Here is a 20,097-nt window from a genome sequence, read left to right as displayed (position 1 = left end):
TCCATGGCCGAAAACCCCAGCATCCTTTCCCATATCTCGCTCGGCACCAACGACTTCGACCGCGCCCTCGCCTTCTACGACAAGGTGCTGCCGACCCTCGGCTGCCGCCGCGTACTGGAGCACCCCGGCGCCGTGGCCTATGGCCGCGAGTACCCGGAGTTCTGGGTGCAGAAGCCCATCGACGGCAAGCCCGCCAGTACCGGCAACGGCACCCACATCGGTTTCTTCGCGGCGGACAAGGACGCGGTGCAGGCCTTCTACCAGGCGGCCCTGGCCGGCGGCGGCAGTTCCGATGGCGAGCCGGGGCCCCGCGCGGAATATGGCGCGCCCTACTTCGGCTGCTTCGTGCGGGACCCGGACGGGCACAAGATCGAGGCGGCGTTCTGGGACACCAGCCTGGACTACGAACTGGTGGTCGAACCCCACGCTCACTGAGTGGCGGGCTGGTAGCGCTTGGCGGCCTCGGCCACCCAACCCTCGTCGAGCATCTGCTGCAGGGCGGTGGCGATCCGCTTCTTTTCCTCGGTGAGCGGGTGCTGCTGGGTGAAGCCGATGAACAGCTCGGTGCGGGTCTGCGGCTGGTAGCCGGTCTTGACGATGCGCCCGGCCAGGCGCGGGTCGCGCAGCTCGTAGTCCACCTGGCAGTCGGTGCCGATCACCAGTTGCAGGCGCCCGCGCATGAGCATCTCCAGCAGTTGCTGCTCGTTGTTGACCCCGGATTTGTGCAAACCGGCATCGGAATCGAAGGGCTGGAAATACACCGACTCCAGCACGTAGCCGATGGTGGGGCCACGCAGCTGTTCGTAGCGGGTGATGCTCGCCGCCAGCTCCGGCGTGCCATACAGGCGCGGCGCGCAGGCGTAATAGGGGATGGGCAGGTAGTCGATGTAGCGCTCCCGCTCGGGGGTGCGCGCCAGGCCCGTCATCAGGTCCGCCGAGCCGCTCTGCAAGGCGGCCAGGCCACGGGCCCAAGGCGCGCGCTGCACATCGAAGCGCAGCCCGGTGCGACGCTCCAGTTCGGCCAGCAGGTCGATGTCCAGGCCATGCAGGGCACCGCGCTCGCCTTCCATGCGGAAGGGCGGCCAATAATCGGTCATCACCCGCAACGGCGCGCGCTCCTCGGCCAGCGCCGCCGTGGCGCCGAGCAACCACCCCAGCACCACGAACAGCCACGGGCCACCCCGGCGAAGGGCCGGCGGCTCGGCGGGACTGACCACTATCTGGCGATGCATGCCTGCTCCTGGAAGTCGGGACTGTCGGGTTGATCCTGCAAGACCCTTGCCTACGGGGCCGGGAATGGTAGGGCAACCCGAGGAATGCGCAAACCGGCTTTACCGGACTGCTCTGCGATCCATCGCGACACGACAAGAATAGCGTCGCTCACGCGTCCTGGCCGCTTCGCTTGGCCATGGGTTTTGGCCAGGCCGCCTGCTCGGGTATGCTCGGCAATTCCCGGTTCCAGCCAAGCCCAGCTCCCAGCCGATGCCCCCCTTACTGCGCCGCCTCCTGCTTTGCCTGCTGATCCTCGCCGTCGCCCTGGCTGCGCTGGTCTACAGCCTGACCTGGCACCCCGCCGCGCGTGAGGAGGAACGGGTGAGCTGCGTGACCGAAGCGCCGCTGCTGCAGCCCGGCCAGGCCTTGAAGGTGATGACCTGGAACCTGCAGTACCTGGCCGGCAAGCGCTACGTCTTCTACTACGACCTGCCTGACCGCGAAGGCCCGGACGAACGCCCGACCGCCGCCGACGTGGCCTACAGCCTGGACGAGGTGGTGCGCGTGCTGCGCGACGAACAACCGGACCTGGTGTTCCTCCAGGAGCTGGACGAAGGCGCCCGCGCCACCGACTACCAGGACCAGCTGGCCCTGCTGCGCGAGCGCCTCGCCGACGTCTATCCCTGCAGCACCCAGGCCTTCTACCGGAAGGCCGCCTTCGTGCCGCAGCCACACATCCTCGGCAGCGTCGGCATGAAGCTGGCGACCCTCAGCCGCCTGCGCATGGACAGCGCCGAACGCCTGCAATTGCCCCTCGCCGAAGGCGACCTGCTGCAGCGCCCCTTCGAACGCAAGCCGGCGCTGCTGGTGAGCTACCTGCCGGTGCGCGAGGGCGGGCGCCTAGCGGCGATCAACACCCACCTGGATCCCTGGGTGCCAGGCCAGGACACCGCACAGCGCCAGTTGGCGATGACCCGCAGCCTGCTCGACGAACTGGAACGGGAGCGCACGCCCTGGGTACTGGGCGGCGACTTCAACCAGTTGCCACCCGGCCAGTACCCGCACCTGGACCCGATACAACGCAGCCGCTTCGCCCCGGACAGCGAGCTGGACGCGCTGAAGGCCTACCCGAGGGTGCCCGCCGCCGAGGAAACCGACGGCGCCGAGCGCCAGCGCTGGTTCACCCAATTCCCCAACGACCCGCGCGTGACGGGGCCGGACCGCACCGTCGACTATGTGTTCCACAGCCCCCGCCTGACCCGCATCGACGCACGCGTGCGCCAGCTCGATACCCTGCGCATCTCCGACCACCTGCCCCTGATCGCACGCTTTCTGCTGCCGCCGGTGCATTGAAACCGGGCGGCACGCTGCACCGATGGACTCCTCGCCGCCTCACCCACAGCTGACCCAGGTCAGGGCGCGCTTGGCGGTACGCGGCATGATCGGCAACGGGCTTAGTGCCCGCCGCCATCCGCCGTTCGGGAGCCCGCCATGCATTACCTGCTGCTCAAGTTCATCCACCTGACCGCCGCTGCCTTTTTCATTGGCGGGGTGTTCTTCGAGGTGATGATTCTCAGCCGTGCCACCCCGGTGCTGGAGCAGGAACCCCGCGAGCGCTTCTCCAAGGCCCTGGGGCAACGCGCACGCAAGGTGATGCACTGGGTGGTGCTGGCACTGTTCGGTGCCGGGCTGGGGCTGGCCATGCACTATCGCGCGGCGTTGCATGCACCGCTGTCCAGCAGCTTCGGCACCCTGCTGACGCTGAAAATCATCCTGGCGTTGAGCATCCTCGGGCACTTCCTGCTGGTGGTGGTGCTGATGCGCCGTGGGCAGATGACGCCGCAGCGTTCGCGGCGCATCCACATCAGCGTGCTGGTGCACATGCTGGGGGTGATCTTCCTGGCCAAGGCGATGTTCCTCCTCAGCTGGTAAGCCGCCCCTTCACTTGCGCGGCTTGGCCCGGGCAGTGGGCTCGGCGATCAGCGGGTCGTCCGGCCAGTAGTGCTTCGGGTAGCGGCCCTTGAGGTCCTTCTTCACCTCGATATAGGTGTTGGCCCAGAAGCTGGCCAGGTCCTGGGTGACCTGCACGGGCCGGCGCGCGGGGGACAGCAGGTGCAGCTTGACCACCTGGCGGCCCTCGGCGATGCGCGGCGTGTCGGCCAGGCCGAACAGCTCCTGCAGGCGCACCGCCAGCACGGGCGTGTCTTCGCTGTAGTCGAGGCGGATGGCCGAGCCGGACGGCACGGTGATCGCGCGCGGCGCCAGCTCGTCGAGGCGCTGGGGCAGCGGCCAGGGCAGCAGGCCGGCGAGGATGCCCGGCAGCTCCAGGGCGGAGAAGTGGCTGAGGCGGCTGACCTTGCCCAGCCAGGGCGCGAGCCAGTCCTCCAGGGAATCGAGCAGCGCGGCATCGGAGAGGTCCGGCCAATCGCTGCTGCCCTGTCGGGCCAGGTCGAGGCGCCGCAGCAGCGCCACGCGGGCCTGCCACTGGCGCAGGTCCGGCGTCCAGTTCAACAGCTCCAGGCCCTTGCGCCGCACCAGCCCCACCAGGGCGCGGGTGCGCGCGGCTTCGTCCAGGCTGGCCAGGGGTTCGCGGTCCAGCACCAGTTCGCCGATGCGCCGCTGGCGTTCGGCCCGCAGCACGCCTTCGCGTTCGTCCCAGTCCAGCAGCTCCTGGGCGCTGACCTGTTCGGCGAGGGGGCCTTCGAACAGCGTCGGGTCGAGGTCGGTGGCGAGGTAGATGCGCTCCTCGCGCTGGCCCTGGCGGCTGCCCAGGTCGGCGATCACCAGCCAGGGCTCTTTCATCAGCGCATCGGGTTCGGCGAACAGCGCGGCACGGCCGTTGGCCAGGCGGTATTCGGCGCCCCCGGGGCGGCGTTGCTGGGCGATGCGGTCGGGGTAGGCGAAGGCCAGCAGGCAGCCGAGCCAGCGCGGGTGGTCCGGGTCGGCCACGGCTTCGCTGGCGGCGCCACGCAGGTAGGAGCGGAACTGCCGCGCCAGCTGGCGGGCACGCTGCACGCCGCCCTTGGCGCCACGGGCGGCACCCGCCTCGCCGGCGAGCAGGGCGATGCGGCTGTGCAGGTCGGCGCCGCCACCCCGGAGGATGTCGCGCTCGCCGAGCAGCGCAGCGAGGTCGCAAGCCAGGCTGCCGAGCCCCAGCGCCTGCCCGCGCAGCAACAGGTGGGCGATGCGCGGGTGCGCCGGCAGCTCGGCCATGGCCTGGCCGTGAGTGGTGAGCGTCAGGCCGCCGCTTTCGCGCGGGGCCAGGGCGCCCAGGCGGCGCAGCAGGTCACGGGCCTGGCCGTGGGCGGCGGCGGGCGGCGGGTCGAGCCAGGCCAGTTCGCCGGGCTCCACGCCCCAGCGCGCCAGTTGCAGGGCCAGGCCGGCGAGGTCGGCCTGGAGGATTTCGGCACTGCCGTGGGCAGCCAGCTGCTGGTGCTGGGCCTCGGACCAGAGGCGGTAGCAGGCGCCCGGCTCCAGGCGCCCGGCGCGGCCGGCACGCTGGGTGGCGGAGGCGCGGGAGATGCGCTGGGTGTCGAGGCGGGTCATGCCGCTGGCCGGGTCGAAACAGGGCACCCGCTCCAGGCCGGCGTCCACCACCACGCGCACGCCGTCGATGGTCAGGCTGGTTTCGGCAATGTTGGTGGCCAGCACCACCTTGCGCGTGCCGGCCGGCGCGGGCTCGATGGCGGCGCGCTGGGCGGCCAGGTCGAGCTCGCCGTGCAGCGGGCAGAGCAGGACGTCGCTGCGCCCCTGCAGCTGTTCGCCGAGCTGCTCGGCGACGCGGCGGATCTCGGCCTGGCCGGGGAGGAACACGAGGATGCTACCCGGCTGGTCGGCCAGGGCCAGGAGCACCGTCTGCAGCACCCGCGGCTCGATGTGTTCGCCAGCCTGGAAGGGCCGCCCCCAGTGGATATCCACAGGGAACATGCGCCCCTCGCTGCGCACCACGGGCGCCGCGTCCAGCAGGCTGGAAAGGCGCTCGCCCTCCAGGGTGGCGGACATCAGCAGCACCTTCAGCGGCGGCTCGTCACGCAGCAGCGCGCGGCCGTTGAGGGTCAGCGCAAGGGCCAGGTCGGCGTCGAGGCTGCGCTCATGGAATTCGTCGAAGATCACCAGGCCGACGCCTTCCAGCGCCGGGTCGTCCTGCAGGCGGCGGGCGAGGATGCCTTCGGTCACCACTTCGATGCGCGTGCGCGGGCCGACCTTCGACTCCAGGCGGATGCGGTAGCCCACGGTCTCGCCGACCTTCTCGCCCAGCTCGTCGGCCAGGCGCTCGGCGGCGGCCCGGGCAGCCAGGCGGCGGGGTTCGAGCATGAGGATGGACTGCCCGGCGAGCCAGGGTTCGCCCAGCAGCGCCAGGGGCACGCGGGTGGTCTTGCCGGCGCCGGGGGGCGCTTCGAGCACCGCTTCATGGCGCTGCGCAAGGGCCTCGCGCAGGGCGGGCAGGACGGCATCGATGGGTAGCGGATTCATGGGGGCTCCAACGCGGGGTGGCGATTATAGCGGCGAACTGCCAGCCCTTTCGTGTGGTCTCAACACTGCCGTGCGTTTTGCAATGAACGCCTTGGTATAGTGACGCCATTTTCTCGCCTGGAGCCGCATATGCGCATGTCTTCCCGTTTGATCGGTGGCGCCGTCGCCGCCGCCCTGCTGACCCAGCTGACCGCTTGCGGCACGCTGTTCTTCCCTGACCGTCGTGGCCAGATCGAAGGCAAGATCGACCCCGTGGTCGCCGCCCTCAACGCCGTCGGCATCCTCTTCTATGTGATCCCCGGCCTGATCGCCTTCGGCGTCGACTTCGCCACCGGTGCCATCTACCTGCCGGACAACGAGACCGCCCAGGTCGACCCGGCGCTGCTGAAAGACGCCATCGGCACCGACGGCAAGATCGACAACGCCCGCCTCAAGGCGATCATCGAGCGTGAAACCGGCCGCAACCTGCCGCTGGACGACCCGCGCCTGATCCAGCACAGCGGCAGCCTCGAGCAACTGGCCGCCTATGGCCTGAAACCGGCCGCCTGATGCGTGCGCTCGCCGGCCATTTCGACAGACTCCTGGCCTACCACGGCTGGGCCTACCGGCAATTGCTGGCGAGCCTCGCGCCCCTCGACGAAACCCGCTACCGGGCCGATCGCGGCCTGTTCTTCGGCTCCATCCACGGCACCCTGAACCACCTGGCCGTGGTGGACCGCATCTGGTTCTCCCGCCTGCTGCACCTGCCCCGCCCCTTCGAGCGGCTGGACGCCGAGGCCGCGCCGGACCGCGCTGCCCTGGCCGCAGTACTGGCCGAAGGCATCGGCCTGTGGCGCGCCTGGCTGGCCGGGCAGGACGACGACGCCCTGGCCGCGCCCCTGGAATACCAGAACATGAAGGGCGAGCCCTTCCGCCGCCCCCATGGGGAAATCATCACCCACCTGGTGAACCACGGTACCCACCATCGGGGCCAGGTGACCGCGGCGATGACGGCGATGGGCCTGGAAAGCCCGCCGCTGGATTTCATCTACTACCAGCCCAGCCGTTCATGAGCACTTCAGCGCAGCACGCACGCCTGTTACGCCTGGCCACCAGCGCCTCGCTGAGTGTCGCCCTGACCCTGGTGCTGGCCAAGGCAGTCGCCTGGTGGCTGAGCGGCTCGGTCAGCCTGCTGGCGGGCCTGACCGACTCGCTGCTGGACAGCGCCGCCTCCCTGCTCAACCTGCTGGCCGTGCGTTTCGCCCTGAAGCCGGCGGACGATGACCACCGCTTCGGCCACGGCAAGGCGGAATCCCTCGCCGGGCTGGCCCAGGCCATGTTCATCGCCGCCAGCGCCGTGCTGGTGGGCGTGCAGGCGGTCGAGCACCTGCGCCAGCCGGAGCCCTTGGGCAGCCAGGGCCTGGGCATGGCGGTGATGGTGCTGTCCCTGCTGCTGACCCTCGCCCTGCTGGCCTTCCAGCGCCATGTGGTGCAGGTCACCCACTCCACCGCGGTGCGGGCCGATTCCCTGCACTACCGCTCGGACCTGCTGCTCAACACCAGCATCCTCATCGCCCTGGCGCTAGCCAGCCAGGGCTGGGACCGGGTGGACGGCCTCTTCGGCCTGGGCATTGCCGCCTACATCCTCTGGAGCGCCATCAGCATCGCCCGGGAATCGGTGGCAGTGCTGATGGACGAGGAAGTCTCCGCAGAAGTGGGCGAGCACATGCACCAGCTCGCCTGCGCGGTGCCCGGCGTGCTGGGCGCCCACGACCTGCGCACGCGCATTTCCGGCAGCCACTGGTATGTGCAACTGCACCTGGAGCTGCCGGGCGAGCTGCCGCTGTCCCAGGCCCATGCGCTGTGCGAGCGGGTGGAACAGGCGATCATCGCGGCCTACCCACGGGCCGAGGTGCTGGTGCACGCCGACCCCATCGAGGTGGTCCAGGCCGCCCGCCGCTGAGACTGCCCTACCGGTATTCCTCCCCATTGTTGGTTGGCTTCGCAGATTTAGAGCTTTTGCTCTATATTCGCCGCGCGTCATCCCACAACAACAATTCGAGGAGCCTTTCCCATGTCGCAATCCCCCACTGCCATCGCCTTGCTCGGCCTGGTCGCCTGGAGCCTGCTGCTGGTCTTTTTACTGGTAAATCAGCGCGGCCTGCTGGTGCTCGGCGGGCGGATGAAGGTCAACGCCTTCGCCCCCGATGGCAGCAACACGCCCGGTGCACTCGGCCAGCGCCTGGTGCGCGCCCACGCCAATTGCCTGGAAAACCTGCCGATGCAGGCGGCGGTGCTGCTGTTCGCCCTGGCCACCGCGCAAACCGCCATCACCGACCCGCTGGCCCTGGTGCTTCTGGGCGCGCGCATCTTCCAAAGCATCGTCCACCTGATCAGCACCAGCGCGCTGTTCGTCTGGCTGCGCTTCGCCGGCTTCTTCGTGCAGCTGGCGGTGCTGGCCTGGTGGCTGCTGCGCCTGGCCAATCTGGTCTGAGATATCCACAGCTACCGCAGGATGGGTCAGACGGCGTTCCGCGAGCGTGGCGGAACCCATCATGGGCATGCGCATCAGCATGGGTTTCGCTTCGCTCTACCCATCCTACGGTTCAAGCCTGTGCATCACGGTTTTTCTCGCGGGCAATAAAAAAGGGGGGCCCCTATTTCGGGCCCCCCTTTGGGGAATCTGTCCTGTGCTGGCAATTGTGTCGCCGCTTTCATCGCCTGCCTGATTGGGCAGCGCGGACCCGGGGGCCGACTCGAACCGGTGGGTTCGGCGGCGCCGACGCGCCTGATTGGGCGGGTCGGGTGGACATGCTGTCCGGGCCGTGAAACTGAGAAGAATCTTAAGCTGCCGGGCACGACAGATGATTGCAATGATTGCTCTGCAGATTGCCACTTGCGCAATTTTTCACTAATCACGCATCATTCCTGGCAATCCACATAGAATCCGGGTGCACAGATGGAAAAACTCGACCGCTACGACCTGAAGATCCTCGCCGAACTGCAGCGCGATGCGCGCATCTCCAACCAGGAGCTGGCCGAGCGCATCGGCCTGTCGCCCTCGCCCTGCTCGCGGCGGGTGAAGCAGCTGGAGGACGACGGCTACATCGTGCGCCAGGTGGCGCTGCTCGACCGCAAGAAGCTGGGGCTGAGCCTGACCGCCTATGTGCTGATAGGCATGGACCGCCACACCCCGGAGCGCTTCGAGCACTTCCAGTCGGTGATCGGCCAGTGCCCGGAGGTGCTGGAGTGCTGCCTGGTGACCGGCATGGAGGCGGACTACCAGCTCAAGGTGGTGGTGCCGGACATGGACCATTACCAGCAGTTCCTGCTGGGCCAACTGACCCGCATCGAAGGCGTTACCAGCGTGCGTTCGAGCTTCGTGCTCAACCAGGTGCTGAGCACCACGGAGCTGCCGCTGACCCACCTGCGCGGCTAATACGTAGGTGGTACTGGCGAGCACCGGAGCGCGGCGTATAATCGCCGCGCCTTTGCTGTGCCCCGCGTGGTTTCGCCAATAAGAGCCCCAGGCTCGCAGAACAACAACCGCAGCCCCCGCCCTCACGGCATCACTGCCCGGCGCATTCCCGCGCCGGGTCTGATTCGTTTCGCTGCTAGAGGTTGAGAATGAGCCCCGAGAAATTCGAAGAGTGGATGATGACCGCGATGATCGCCGGTCTCGTGCTGTTCATGGCGTTCATCGTCTGGGACCTCGCGAAGAAGTCCAAGGCCGGTCGCTTCGGCACCTTCATCCTGTTCCTCGCCCTGGGTCTCGGTGTGCTCGGCTTCGTCATCAAATCCCTGGTGATCGGCGGCCTCGAAGGCATGTAAAAAACCTCCCCCGCGCTCCCCGCACAGGCAAGGTCGCCTGCGTGGGCGGCTTCGTTTTTTCTGCCTGGAGACAACATGAACGCCACTGATCGCGTCATGCAGAGCTATGGACGCTGCTGTGCCAACCCCGATTTCTTCGATGCCTTCTATCGCCGCTTTCTCGACAGCTCGCCGCAGATCCGCGCCAAGTTCACCGAGACCGATATGCCGGCGCAGAAGGCACTGCTGCGCCAGGGCATCCTCAACCTGGTGATGTTCGCCCGCGGCATGCCCGACACCAAGTTGCGCGCACTCGGCGCCACCCACTCCCGCGAGGGCTTCGACATCCGCCCCGAGATGTACGACCTGTGGGTGGAGTCGCTGCTGCTGACCATCGCCGAGCACGACAAGGATCACAGCACCGAGGTACGCAGCGCCTGGCGCGAGGTGCTGAACAAGGGCATCGAAGTGATCAAGTCCTTCTACTGATCAGTTCCTGATCCAGCCGCCGGCGCTCAGTCCAGACGCGCCGGCACGTCCTTCCACTGACCGAGCCCCAGCCCGTCCAGGGCGAAGGGGCCGATGCGCACGCGCACCAGGCGCAGGGTCGGCAGGCCGACGGCGGCCGTCATGCGCCGCACCTGGCGGTTGCGCCCCTCGCGGATCACCAGTTCCAGCCAGGCCGTGGGTACGCTCTTGCGGAAGCGCACGGGCGGGTCGCGTTCCCACAGTTGCGGCGCCTCCAGCAGGCGCGCCTCGGCCGGCAGGGTCGGGCCGTCGTTGAGTTCGACGCCGTCACGCAGGCGCTGCAGCTGTTCTTCGTTGGGCTCCCCTTCCACCTGCACCCAGTAGGTCTTGGCCAGCTTGTGCTTGGGATCGGCGATGCGCGACTGCAAGCGGCCGTCATTGGTCAGCAGCAGCAGGCCCTCGCTGTCACGGTCGAGACGCCCGGCGGGGTAGATGCCGGGGATGTCGATGAAATCCTTGAGGGTGGCGCGCCCTTCCCCATCGCTGAACTGGGTGAGCACGTCGAACGGCTTGTTGAACAGCACCAGGCGCGGTTCGGCCGGCGGCGCCTTGGCCACGCGGCGGGGAGCGGCGGGCTGGGGGCGACGGGAAGAAGGACGTGGAGAGCGCGGCGGGCGGGACGACATGGCTGGTTACGAGCGGCAGTGGACAGGGTATCGGAAGCGCATGCTAGGTTGAGCGCCCCACCACCGCAAGAGCGAGGACCACCATGCCCCGTGCGTTACGCCCCACCTGGCTGATCAGCCTGATGACCCTGGCCGGCTGTGCGGGCACGCCCTACCAGGGGCCGACCTCGGACCACTTCGACGGCCAGCGTTTCCACAACATCGAACCCAAGCCGCACAAGGACCTGTGGTCGGTGCTGAAGTGGCAGTTCAACCGCGAGAAGCAGGCGCCCTGGGTGGAAGAGCCCGCCGTCGCCGCCCCCGAGGTCGTCGAGCGGGTGCAGGGCGACGAGCTGCGCATCACCTACATCAACCACGCCACCGTGCTGATCCAGCACCGCGGCCTGAACATCGTCACCGACCCGGTGTGGTCCCAGCGCGTCAGCCCCTTCAGCTTCATCGGCCCGCGCCGCCATCAGCAGCCGGGCCTGAGCCTCAACCAGCTACCGCCCATCGACCTGATCCTGGTCAGCCACAACCATTACGACCACCTGGACCTGGAAAGCCTGCGCGGCCTGGCCGAGCGCTTCCCCCTGGCCACCGTGGCCACCGGGCTGGGCAACGGCCCGCTGATCCGCGAGACAGGTTTCGCCCGCGTGGTGGAGCTGGACTGGTGGCAGGAGCTGCCGCTGAACGACGAACTCACCCTGCACTCGGTGCCGGTGCAGCACTGGTCGGCGCGCACCCGCGGCGACACCAACCGGACCCTGTGGATGGGCTTCGTGGTCACCTCGCCGGACGGCCCGCTGCTGTTCCCCGGCGATACCGGGCTGGGGCCGGAGTTCCGCCTGATCCACGAGCGCTTCGGGCCCATGCGCTTCGCCGCCCTGCCCATCGGCGCCTATGCGCCACGCTGGTTCATGCGCGACAACCACATGAACCCGGACGATGCCGTGCAGGCCCACAAGCAGCTGGATTCGCGCAACAGCCTGGCCATCCACTTCGGCACCTTCAACCTCACCGATGAAGGCCAGTACACCCCGCCCAAGGACCTGGCCAAGGCGCTGGCGGACTGGAACGTGGAGGCCGACAACTTCCGCGTGCCGACGCCGGGCTACCAGTGGCAGGTGCCCGCCCTGGACGGCGACGCCGCAACCGGCCTCGCCGAGGCCAGCGGCAACTGAGCCACCGCCCGTAACAAACGGGCCGCATCACGCGGCCCGTTTGTTACGGAGCCCCCAGTGCGACCGGCTCCGCCAGGGCGGCGGACGGGATCTGGCGGAGCCAGCGTGAAACACCCCACTCCCCGGCGATTAAAACCAGGAGCAGGCCGAGCTGCAGCAGCAGCGCGATGTAAAACGGCTTGAACACATGGCCGACCTGGCGCTTCAGCAGGTCCAGCAGGAACTCGGCCTGGAACAGTTGCTCCACCCGCGCATCGAGCACCCCGGCCAGCACCTTCTTGTTGAGCCCGCTGTAGCTCGCCGCCTCGCTCACCGCCACCTCGCCCAAGGCCTTGCCAAGCAGGCTCGCTCGCAGACGATCGAGCAGGTCGAAGGCCACGCGCTCGGCCAGCGACGCCTCGGCTCGCGCGTCGGCCTCCTGCTGCCGCTCGCCGCGCAGGTAATCCAGCGCCAGTTGATTGAGTGCCGCTTGCACGCTGGCGCCGCGCAAGGCCTGCAGTCGCTGCTCGTCCTGGGCTTGGACATAAGCCTGGAAGTCCTGCCAGGTGTCATCGGCCAGCCGCTGCACGGCCGGCGCGTAGCTGTCCAGGTGCCGGTTGATCTGTTGCTGTCCGCTGTACAGCATCCCGCCCTGGAATCCCAGCACACCTCCGGCCAGCGGCAGCAGCAGGAAATACAGCTTGAGCGTCCAGTGATGCCAGCGCTTGCTGCGGGCCAGCCAACCGCCGCGGTGCAACTGGATGGCCAGCACCAGGCCGGCGATCGTGCCTAACAGCAGTGCGCCGCTGATCCAGGCGAAAAGGTTCAGGAAGCTGAACGGTTCCCAGAATGCCGTGAGTAAGTGGCGGGCCTGCTCCATCGATGTCACCTCGCTCGTCCTTGAAGGCCGCAGCTTAAATCGAAACCCGAGTGCACGGCTGCCGAGCAGCTCACCAAAGGACGTACGATCGTTCAGCCCCACAAGACAAAGGGCCGCATCATGCGGCCCTTTTCCTATTCAACGAACGATCAGCGGAACGGCGGCTCGTCGAAGCTGCGCAGCTTGCGCGAGTGCAGCGAGTTGAGCTGAGTGCGCAGCAGGTCCAGCGCGGCGATGCCGATGCGCAGGTGCTGGCTGACGGCGCGCTGGTAGAAGGCGCTGGCCGAGCCCGGCAGCTTGATCTCGCTGTGCAGCGGCTTGTCGGAGACACACAGCAGCGTGCCGTAGGGCACCCGCAGGCGATAACCCTGGGCGGCGATGGTGCCGCTTTCCATGTCCACCGCCACCGCCCGCGACAGGTTGATCAGCGGGCGCTCCTGGGCCCAGCGCAGCTCCCAGTTGCGGTCGTCGTAGGTGAGCACGGTGCCGGTGCGCAGGCGCCGCTTGAGGTCTTCACCGTGTTCGCCGGTGACCAGCGCTGCTGCGTCCTGCAGGGCCTGCTGCACTTCGGCCAGGGCCGGCAGCGGGATATGCGGCGGCAACACTCGATCAAGGATGCCGTCGCGGCGCATGTAGGCGTGGGCCAGCACGTAGTCACCGATGGTCTGCGACTGCCGCAGCCCGCCGCAGTGGCCGATCATCAGCCAGCAGTGGGGGCGCAGCACCGCCAGGTGGTCGGTGATGTTCTTGGCGTTGGACGGGCCGACGCCGATGTTGACCAGGGTGACGCCATGGCCGTCGGCAGCGATCAGGTGATAGGCCGGCATCTGGTAGCGGTGCCAGACCACGCTGTCGATCACCGCCTGCATGGTCTCCTCGTTCATGTCCCGCTCCACCAGCACGTTGCCGGGCAGGACCATGCGCACGAAGCGCGGGTCTTCGCGCAGCTGGGTGAGGCCGTGCTGGATGAACTGGTCGACGTAGCGGTGGTAGTTGGTGAGCAGGATCCAGGGCTGCACATGGCGCCAGTCGCTGCCGGTGTAGTGCACCAGGCGGCGCAGGGAGAAATCCACCCGCGCCGCGTCGAACAGCGCCAGGGGCAGCGGGTCGGCCTGCTCCCAGTCATAGAGCCCGTCGGCGACACCATCGGTGGCGGCGGACAGGTCGGTGCTGGGGAACACCCGCGCCAGGGCGGCGGCAGTCACGTCGGTGCCGGCCAGCTCATCGCCCTGCTCGACCACATAGGGATAGGGGATGTTCTGCTGGCTCACGCCCACTTCCACCTGCACGGTGAAGTCGCTCATCAGCGGGCGCAGCTGCTCCAGCAGGTATTTGCGGAAGGCCGCAGGGTGGGTGACGGTGACGCTGTAGGTGCCCGGCACCTGCATCTTGGCGTAGGCGCGGACGGTGGACGGGACCTCGCCCTGGCAGCGATAGGTGATGCGCAACTCCGGGTAGCGGAACTGCGCGCGCTGGGCGGCGTCCGGCTCGGCCCGTTCCTTGAGGTAGAGCTTGAGGGCCTGGCTCAGCGCAGAGGTGGCGCGGCCATGCAGCTCGGCCAGACGGTCGACCGCCTCTTCGGCGGTGCTGGCGATGAGAAACTCGGGGGTATCCTGGGTCACGATCGGCATCCTGTCTGTGCGAACAGGTTCTATCTTGCCGCTGTCCGGGCCCGCGGCATAGAGCCTTCGGTGCATTGCGCGACGATTGTCCCGGCAATGGCAGCCTGCACGGCCTGCGACTAGGCTTGGGCGACCCCAACGACGAGTCCTCCGCCATGGCCCGCCTTCTCTGCCTGCTACCCGCCCTCTACTGCTGCTCCCTGCTGGCCGGCGAACTCGACGGCCGCTACCAGGCCAACCTCGACGGCCAACCCACCGAGCTGGTGCTGCGCCAGGACGGCCAGGCAGTGAGCGGCCAGTACGTGGAGAACGGCAGCCTGCGCCTCGACCTCAAGGGCAGCTTCGACGGCCAGGTGCTGCGAGCGGAAATCAGCGTGCCGCAATCCGGCCAGGTGGTCGCCACCCTCGCCGCCCGCTACGCCGACGCCCAGCTCGCCACCCGCATCGCCGCCCGCGACCCGCGCAACGGCCAGGTGCTGGAACGCCAGGCACTGTTCCTGCGCGCCGACCAGGCGAACGCACAGGCACAGCCCCAAAGCACGGGCGGCGGCCTGGACCCGGCACTGGTGGGCAACTGGGTGCACGAGAAGATCATCAACAGCAGCGGCGGCACCGGCTTCGCCTCCTTCAACACCGTGATGACCCTGCGCCTCGGCGCCGACGGCAGCGTGGCGCAATGGACCCGCTCCGCCGGCGGTGGCGGCGACTGGAGCTACGACAGCCCCGGCCAGTTGCAATACAGCGGCCAATGGCGCAGCGACAACGGCGTGCTGCTGGTACGCCAGCAAGGCGCCGCCGACTACCAGCCCGCCGCCCGCTACCGCTTCAGCGACCCCTACCTGGTCACCGAGGGCACGGGCGGGAAGATGATCTGGCAGCGGCGCTGAACCGCTGGCCAGAAAGATCGCCGGGTTTCACCCGACCTACGACGCCACACGCCGAGCGTTACACCAGATGCGGCGTGCTGCGCGCCACCAGCGCTTCGACATCCACGCCGCGCGGCAGGGTGCCGTAGACGCGGCCGCCGTGGCCGAGGCGGCTGGCGATGAAGGCGTCGGAGACGGTGGCGTTGCCGGCTTCCAGCAGCAGCTTGGCCTGCAGCCCCACGGCGACGTCTTCGGTGAGCTGGCGGGCGCGGTACTGGATGTCGGCGGTGTCGTGGAAGGCGGCCTTGAGGTTGCCGATGTGGGCGGCCAGGCGGGCGTCGCCGTGGCCGTCGCCCAGTTCGGCGAACAGGGCGTCGAGCACGCCGGGCTCCTTGGACAGGGCGCGCAGCACGTCCAGGCACTGGACGTTGCCGGAGCCTTCCCAGATGGAGTTGACCGGCGCTTCGCGGTAGAGGCGCGGGAGGATGGTTTCCTCGACGTAGCCGGCGCCGCCCATGCATTCCTGGGCCTCGTTGATCATCGCGGGGGCGCGCTTGCAGATCCAGTACTTGCCCACGGCTGTGACCAGGCGGGCGAACTTGTCTTCCTGCTCATCGTGGGCGTGGTCCAGGGCGCGGCCCATGCGCATGGTCAGGGCCAGCGCGGCTTCGCTTTCCAGGGCCAGGTCGGCCAGTACGTTCTGCATCAGCGGCTGGTCGGCCAGCACGCGCCCGCCGACCTTGCGGTGGGCGCAGTGGTGCGCGGCCTGGGTCAGCGCCTGACGCATCAGCGAGCTGGAACCGATCATGCAGTCGAAGCGGGTCAGGGAGACCATTTCGATGATGGTGGGCACGCCGCGCCCTTCCTCGCCGATCATCCAGGCCAGAGCGCCACGGTATTCCACCTCGCTGGAGGCGTTGGCCCAGTTGCCCAGCTTGTTCTTCAGGCGCTGGATGTAGAACTGGTTGCGGGTGCCGTCCGGGCGGTGGCGCGGCAGCAGGAAGCAGGACAGGCCCTTGTCGGTGTAGGCCAGGGTGAGGAAGGCGTCGCACATGGGCGCCGAGCAGAACCACTTGTGGCCGACCAGCTCGTAGGCCTGGCCCGGGCCGGGGATGCCGACGGGGTGGGCGCGGGTGGTGTTGGCGCGTACGTCGGTGCCACCCTGCTTCTCGGTCATGGCCATGCCGATGGTGACGCCGCTCTTCTGCTCCATGGGCAGGTTGCGCGGGTCGTACTGGGTGGAGAGGATCTTCGGCAGCCACTTTTCGGCGATATCCGGCTGCAGCTTGAGGGCCGGGACGCTGGCGTAGGTCATGGTCAGCGGGCAGGCGTTGCCGGCCTCGGGCTGGTTGTGCAGGTAGTTGAGGGCCGCGCGCGCCACCTGGGCGCCGGGACGCGGGTCGGTCCAGGGCAGCGAGGGGATGCCGGCGGCGATGGCCGAGGCCATCAGCTCGTGGTAGGCGGGGTGGAACTCCACCAGGTCGATGCGGTTGCCGTAGCGGTCATGGCTCTTGAATACCGGCTTGTTCTCGTTGGCGAGGAAACCCGCCGCCATCAACGCGCCGCCGGCCGCAGCACCGTAGCGGTCGAGCTGCGCCTCGGCCCAGCCGCCGTCGTAGCGGCGGGTCCATTCCTGCAGGGGCAGGTCGACGCGGTAGAGGTTGGCGCCGTCCAGGGACGGCACCTGGTTGAGCACGTCATGGGTCTCGGCGAACTGGTGCAGCTTCATGGCGGTTCTCCTAGGCAGGGATGGCGGCGCCAACGGCGCGCAGGCAGAAGAAAACGAGGTTGCGGCTGACCAGTTCGAGGTCGGCCTGGGATTGCCCGGGCTCACGGGCGGCGCGGGCGGGCGGCGACAAGGGGCCGACCAGGGCTTCGGCGATGGCCCCCACCAGGCAGGCAGCGGTGAGGGGCGTGGAGAGGAGGTCGAATTCGCCGCTGGCGCGCCCTTCCTCCAGCAACTCGATGAACAGCTCGGCGTAGGACTCACGATAGAGCAGGCGCTGCTCGTCCACTTCCTGGTCCACCGGCTCGGCGATCAAGGCGAAGGCCAGCCGGCGGCTGCTCCAGGCGCGGGCGGCGAACTGGTTCAGGCCTTCGGCCAGGCGCCAGGTGGGGGTGCCTGGGCCGCGCAGCAACTGGGCCAGGGTGTCCACTTCCACCTGGCTGGCACGGGCGAAGACTTCGGCCGCGAGCTCACCCTTGTTGCGGAAGTGCCGGTACAGGCTGCCGGTGGCGACGCCGGCGTCCTCGGCCAGGGCCTGCATGGTGAGTGCGGCGAAACCGCCCTCGGCCACGCGGGCCAGCGCGCAATCGAGAATACGCCGGCGCAGTGCCTGGTCACGGTCGATTCGGGTGGCGGTGACTCGGTAGGACATGGTCTGAATCCTGATTCATCTTTTTTCAGTGAATCAGGATTCAGACTTTGCAGAAAGCGGGATTAACGCCGTCGGAAAGGGGAAAAACGCCGCCTGCCGGGACTGTTCAGGCGCTGGTTTCCACCGGCCGGCAGAGCAGCCAGTCGTGCAGCAGGGTGCGCAGCTCTTCGAACTTGACCGGCTTGGCCAGGTAGTCGCTCATGCCCGCCGCCAGGCAGCGCTCGCGGTCGCCACTGTGGCTGTGGGCGGTGATCGCCAGCACCGGCAGGTCGGCATAGGTGGGCATGCCGCGCAGGGCACGGCAGGTGGCGAAGCCGTCCATCACCGGCATCTGGCAATCCAGCAGGACGCCGTCCACCGGTTCGCGGCGCAGCAGCTCCAGGGCCTCGGCGCCGTTGTCGGCGGTGCGCACGCGGTAGCCGAGCTTGAGCAGCATGCCGCGGGTGACCAACTGGTTGATGGCGTTGTCCTCCACCACCAGCACGGTGCATTGCTCGGGCCGACGCTGGGCCTGGCCGGCGGCGCGGCGCGGGGGCGTGGCCGGCAACTGCGGCTGGGCGGGCCGGGTCAGCTGCACGTCGAGACGGAAGCAGCTGCCCTGGCCGGGCTCGGATTCATGGGTGAGGTCGCCACCCAGCAGCTCCACCAGCTGCCGCGCCAGGGCCAGGCCGATGCCCAGGCCGCCATATTCGCGGGTCATGGAGCCGTCGATCTGGCGGAAGCGGCGGTAGAGCGAGCCATCGGCCGGGGTCTGGAAGCCGATGCCGGTGTCTTCCACTTCCACGCGCAGGCCCAGGTCGTCGCCGCTGGACTCCAGGCGCAACACGCGCAGGGTGACGCTGCCCCGGGGGGTGAACTTGATGGCGTTGTCCAGCAGATAGCCAAGGGACTGGGAGAGCTTGCCGGCGTCGCCTTCGAGCATGTCGGGCAGGCTTTCATCCAGCTCCAGGGAGAAGCGCAGGCCCTTGTCTTCGGCACGCGGGGCGTACTGGGCGCGCAGGCTGTCGAACAGGCCACGCAGGCTGAAGGGTTCGCGCCGGGGGTAGAGCTTGCCGGCCTGGAGTTCGGTCATGGCGAGGATGTCGTTGACCAGGCGCATCATGTCCCGCGCCGAGCTGGCGGCGGTCTTCTGGTACTGCTCCAGCTCGACGTCGAGCTTGACCGTCTGCATCAGCTCCAGGGAGCCGATCACGCCGTTCATCGGGGTGCGCAGCTCGTGGGTGACGGTGGCGAGGAATTCGTCCTTCAGGCGGTTGCTGTTGGCCAGTTCCTGGTTGAGCGTCTCCAACTTGCGCCCGGCTTCCTGGAGGATGCGCGTGCGCTCTTCCTTCATGGCGTTGATGCGGTCGGCCAGGGCCAGGGACAGCAGCCCGACCTCCAGCGCGGAACCGATCTGGCTGGCGTACATGGTGAGGAAGACGTTGGGCAGGTAGCCCAGCACCATCAGGGTGTTGATGGCGCCGCCGATGAGGAAGGTGGTCCAGGCGAAGATGAAGTAGCGCGCCACCCGCATGCCGCGCAGCCAGGCGAGGATACCGGCGGTGAAGATCACCACCGTGAAGATCAGCGCCAGGGAGGTGGCCAGGCGCAGGGCCACGCCGTAACTGGCGGCCAGCGACAGCACCATCACCAGGCCGCCCATGGCCATCAGCCCGAGCAGGGTGCGGTCCATCCACGGGCTGTGTTCGGCGGTGTGCAGGAAGCTGCGGGCGAACTGGCTGCCGAACAGCGAGGCCGAGCCGATCAGGAAGGGCGTCGCGGCGTTGGCCCACCAGGGGCTGTCGGGCCAGAAAAATTCGATGCCGGCGCCGTTCACCGAGATCTGGTAGAGCCCGAACGAGGCGATATAGAGGATGTAGTAGAGGTAGCTGGTGTCGCGGACGCTGAGGAAGATGAACAGGTTGTAGATCAGCATCACCAGCAAGACGCCGTAGATGATGCCGAGCACGTAGATGCGCCCGGGCTGCTCTTCCAGGTAGGCCTGCGGCGACCACAGGGCCAGCGGCGCCTGGATCGAGCCCTGGCTCTGCAGCCTCAGGTAGAGGCGCTGGGGCTGGTTGGGCTGCAGGTTGAGGCTGAACAGGTAGTTGTTCTGCTTGATCTCGCGGCTGGAGAAGGGCAAGGCGTCGCCGGTGCGCTGGGCCAGGCGGTAGCCGCCCAGGCCGTCGGGCAGGTAGAGCTCGAGGTGATCCAGCGGCGGGTAGGCGAGCTCCAGCAACCAGGGCTGCTGGCCGCCCAGCGTGCGCGGGCGGTAGTCGAGGTCCACCCGCAGCCAGAACACCGAGCGCGAGTAGCCGGCGTTGAGCACGGGTTTGTCGTGACGGCGGAAGCTGCTTTCCAGGGCGGGCGAGGTGATATCGGCCAGGCTGGCGTCGCCGCGTACGTCTTCGAATACGTCCATGTGCCGCCCGAGGGGCAGTTGGCGCGTCTGCTCGTCAAATTCGACCGCCAGCACGGACGTGGAAACCAGAAGGAGAAGAAGCAGAAGGACGCGCCGCATGAAGCCCCGCAAAGGCCTGTTGTGCGCGTCGGGAAGTCCCTTCTTCCCCTGCTGACGCGCCACACGGGGCCTGGTTGTTCG

Annotated in this window: 20 protein-coding genes; 12 read left to right on the top strand and 8 right to left on the bottom strand. The window is 68.3% G+C overall.

Going from position 1 to position 20,097, the window contains the following annotated elements; translation table 11 throughout:
- Positions 1-3: 3 nt before the first annotated feature.
- On the top strand, positions 4-435 hold the full coding sequence (locus ACXI0U_RS01290; RefSeq protein ID WP_263404570.1) for a VOC family protein: 432 nt from the start codon (positions 4-6) through the stop codon (positions 433-435).
- Here ACXI0U_RS01290 and ACXI0U_RS01285 read toward each other — a convergent pair.
- The gene (locus tag ACXI0U_RS01285; RefSeq protein WP_081711577.1) at positions 429-1,232 is read right to left on the bottom strand and encodes a substrate-binding periplasmic protein; all 804 of its coding nucleotides are present in this window, start codon (positions 1,230-1,232) and stop codon (positions 429-431) included. The genes ACXI0U_RS01290 and ACXI0U_RS01285 overlap by 7 nt on opposite strands.
- A gap of 250 nt (positions 1,233-1,482) precedes the next feature.
- Here ACXI0U_RS01285 and ACXI0U_RS01280 point away from each other — a divergent pair, with 250 nt between their 5' ends.
- Together ACXI0U_RS01280 and ACXI0U_RS01275 are read left to right on the top strand one after the other, a co-directional pair.
- The gene (locus ACXI0U_RS01280) at positions 1,483-2,565 is read left to right on the top strand and encodes an endonuclease/exonuclease/phosphatase family protein (protein WP_431483400.1); all 1,083 of its coding nucleotides are present in this window, start codon (positions 1,483-1,485) and stop codon (positions 2,563-2,565) included.
- A gap of 138 nt (positions 2,566-2,703) precedes the next feature.
- Entirely contained in the window at positions 2,704-3,144 is a 441-nt protein-coding gene (locus ACXI0U_RS01275) for a CopD family copper resistance protein (RefSeq protein WP_021221987.1), read from the top strand.
- Positions 3,145-3,153: 9 nt separating this feature from the next.
- Here ACXI0U_RS01275 and hrpB read toward each other — a convergent pair whose 3' ends face one another.
- Entirely contained in the window at positions 3,154-5,685 is a 2,532-nt protein-coding gene (hrpB, locus tag ACXI0U_RS01270) for an ATP-dependent helicase HrpB (protein ID WP_479549617.1), read from the bottom strand.
- 129 nt (positions 5,686-5,814) lie between these two features.
- On the opposite strand from hrpB, the gene ACXI0U_RS01265 reads away from it, so the two are divergent.
- The 7 genes from ACXI0U_RS01265 to ACXI0U_RS01235 all read left to right on the top strand — a co-directional run bounded on the left by ACXI0U_RS01265 (position 5,815) and on the right by ACXI0U_RS01235 (position 9,963).
- The gene (locus tag ACXI0U_RS01265) at positions 5,815-6,234 is read left to right on the top strand and encodes a polyribonucleotide nucleotidyltransferase (RefSeq protein ID WP_184489652.1); all 420 of its coding nucleotides are present in this window, start codon (positions 5,815-5,817) and stop codon (positions 6,232-6,234) included.
- Positions 6,234-6,737: a DinB family protein gene (locus ACXI0U_RS01260; protein WP_479549616.1), complete on the top strand. Its 504-nt coding sequence runs from the start codon at positions 6,234-6,236 to the stop codon at positions 6,735-6,737. The genes ACXI0U_RS01265 and ACXI0U_RS01260 overlap by 1 nt, the downstream gene beginning before the upstream one ends.
- Positions 6,734-7,627 carry a cation diffusion facilitator family transporter gene (locus tag ACXI0U_RS01255; protein ID WP_374979843.1) on the top strand — a complete coding sequence of 298 codons (894 nt, stop codon included), beginning with the start codon at positions 6,734-6,736 and terminating at the stop codon, positions 7,625-7,627. The genes ACXI0U_RS01260 and ACXI0U_RS01255 overlap by 4 nt, the downstream gene beginning before the upstream one ends.
- A gap of 111 nt (positions 7,628-7,738) precedes the next feature.
- Complete coding sequence (locus tag ACXI0U_RS01250) at positions 7,739-8,158, top strand: MAPEG family protein (RefSeq protein ID WP_479549615.1); 420 nt, start codon at positions 7,739-7,741, stop codon at positions 8,156-8,158.
- 465 nt (positions 8,159-8,623) lie between these two features.
- A complete protein-coding gene (locus tag ACXI0U_RS01245; RefSeq protein ID WP_021221993.1) occupies positions 8,624-9,103 on the top strand; it encodes an Lrp/AsnC family transcriptional regulator in 480 nt (159 codons plus the stop codon).
- Positions 9,104-9,291: 188 nt separating this feature from the next.
- Complete coding sequence (locus ACXI0U_RS01240; RefSeq protein WP_021221994.1) at positions 9,292-9,495, top strand: DUF2788 domain-containing protein; 204 nt, start codon at positions 9,292-9,294, stop codon at positions 9,493-9,495.
- Positions 9,496-9,570: 75 nt separating this feature from the next.
- The gene (locus tag ACXI0U_RS01235; protein ID WP_021221995.1) at positions 9,571-9,963 is read left to right on the top strand and encodes a globin; all 393 of its coding nucleotides are present in this window, start codon (positions 9,571-9,573) and stop codon (positions 9,961-9,963) included.
- A gap of 26 nt (positions 9,964-9,989) precedes the next feature.
- Here the strand turns inward: ACXI0U_RS01235 and ACXI0U_RS01230 are convergent, their stop codons facing one another.
- The gene (locus ACXI0U_RS01230) at positions 9,990-10,559 is read right to left on the bottom strand and encodes a pseudouridine synthase (protein ID WP_021221996.1); all 570 of its coding nucleotides are present in this window, start codon (positions 10,557-10,559) and stop codon (positions 9,990-9,992) included.
- Positions 10,560-10,711: 152 nt separating this feature from the next.
- Here ACXI0U_RS01230 and ACXI0U_RS01225 point away from each other — a divergent pair, with 152 nt between their 5' ends.
- Positions 10,712-11,791 carry an MBL fold metallo-hydrolase gene (locus tag ACXI0U_RS01225; RefSeq protein WP_021221997.1) on the top strand — a complete coding sequence of 360 codons (1,080 nt, stop codon included), beginning with the start codon at positions 10,712-10,714 and terminating at the stop codon, positions 11,789-11,791.
- 43 nt (positions 11,792-11,834) lie between these two features.
- Here the strand turns inward: ACXI0U_RS01225 and ACXI0U_RS01220 are convergent, their stop codons facing one another.
- Entirely contained in the window at positions 11,835-12,650 is an 816-nt protein-coding gene (locus ACXI0U_RS01220; RefSeq protein WP_265170452.1) for a hypothetical protein, read from the bottom strand.
- A gap of 149 nt (positions 12,651-12,799) precedes the next feature.
- Positions 12,800-14,281: an AMP nucleosidase gene (gene amn / locus ACXI0U_RS01215; RefSeq protein ID WP_021221999.1), complete on the bottom strand. Its 1,482-nt coding sequence runs from the start codon at positions 14,279-14,281 to the stop codon at positions 12,800-12,802.
- Between the two features lie 146 nt (positions 14,282-14,427).
- Here amn and ACXI0U_RS01210 point away from each other — a divergent pair, with 146 nt between their 5' ends.
- The gene (locus ACXI0U_RS01210) at positions 14,428-15,159 is read left to right on the top strand and encodes a cell envelope integrity TolA family protein (RefSeq protein ID WP_479549614.1); all 732 of its coding nucleotides are present in this window, start codon (positions 14,428-14,430) and stop codon (positions 15,157-15,159) included.
- 58 nt (positions 15,160-15,217) lie between these two features.
- Here the strand turns inward: ACXI0U_RS01210 and ACXI0U_RS01205 are convergent, their stop codons facing one another.
- From ACXI0U_RS01205 to ACXI0U_RS01195, 3 genes are all read right to left on the bottom strand, one after another.
- A complete protein-coding gene (locus ACXI0U_RS01205; RefSeq protein WP_479549613.1) occupies positions 15,218-16,867 on the bottom strand; it encodes an acyl-CoA dehydrogenase family protein in 1,650 nt (549 codons plus the stop codon).
- A gap of 10 nt (positions 16,868-16,877) precedes the next feature.
- Positions 16,878-17,516, bottom strand: a complete 639-nt coding sequence (locus ACXI0U_RS01200; RefSeq protein ID WP_431483393.1) for a TetR/AcrR family transcriptional regulator — start codon at positions 17,514-17,516, stop codon at positions 16,878-16,880.
- 106 nt (positions 17,517-17,622) lie between these two features.
- Complete coding sequence (locus tag ACXI0U_RS01195) at positions 17,623-20,016, bottom strand: hybrid sensor histidine kinase/response regulator (RefSeq protein WP_374979839.1); 2,394 nt, start codon at positions 20,014-20,016, stop codon at positions 17,623-17,625.
- Positions 20,017-20,097 lie beyond the last annotated feature (81 nt).

It is taken from the genome of Pseudomonas sp. C9D1 (assembly GCF_056491235.1).
Note: the sequence above shows the minus strand (reverse complement) of the source record. Positions and strands in the feature narration are given on the sequence as shown.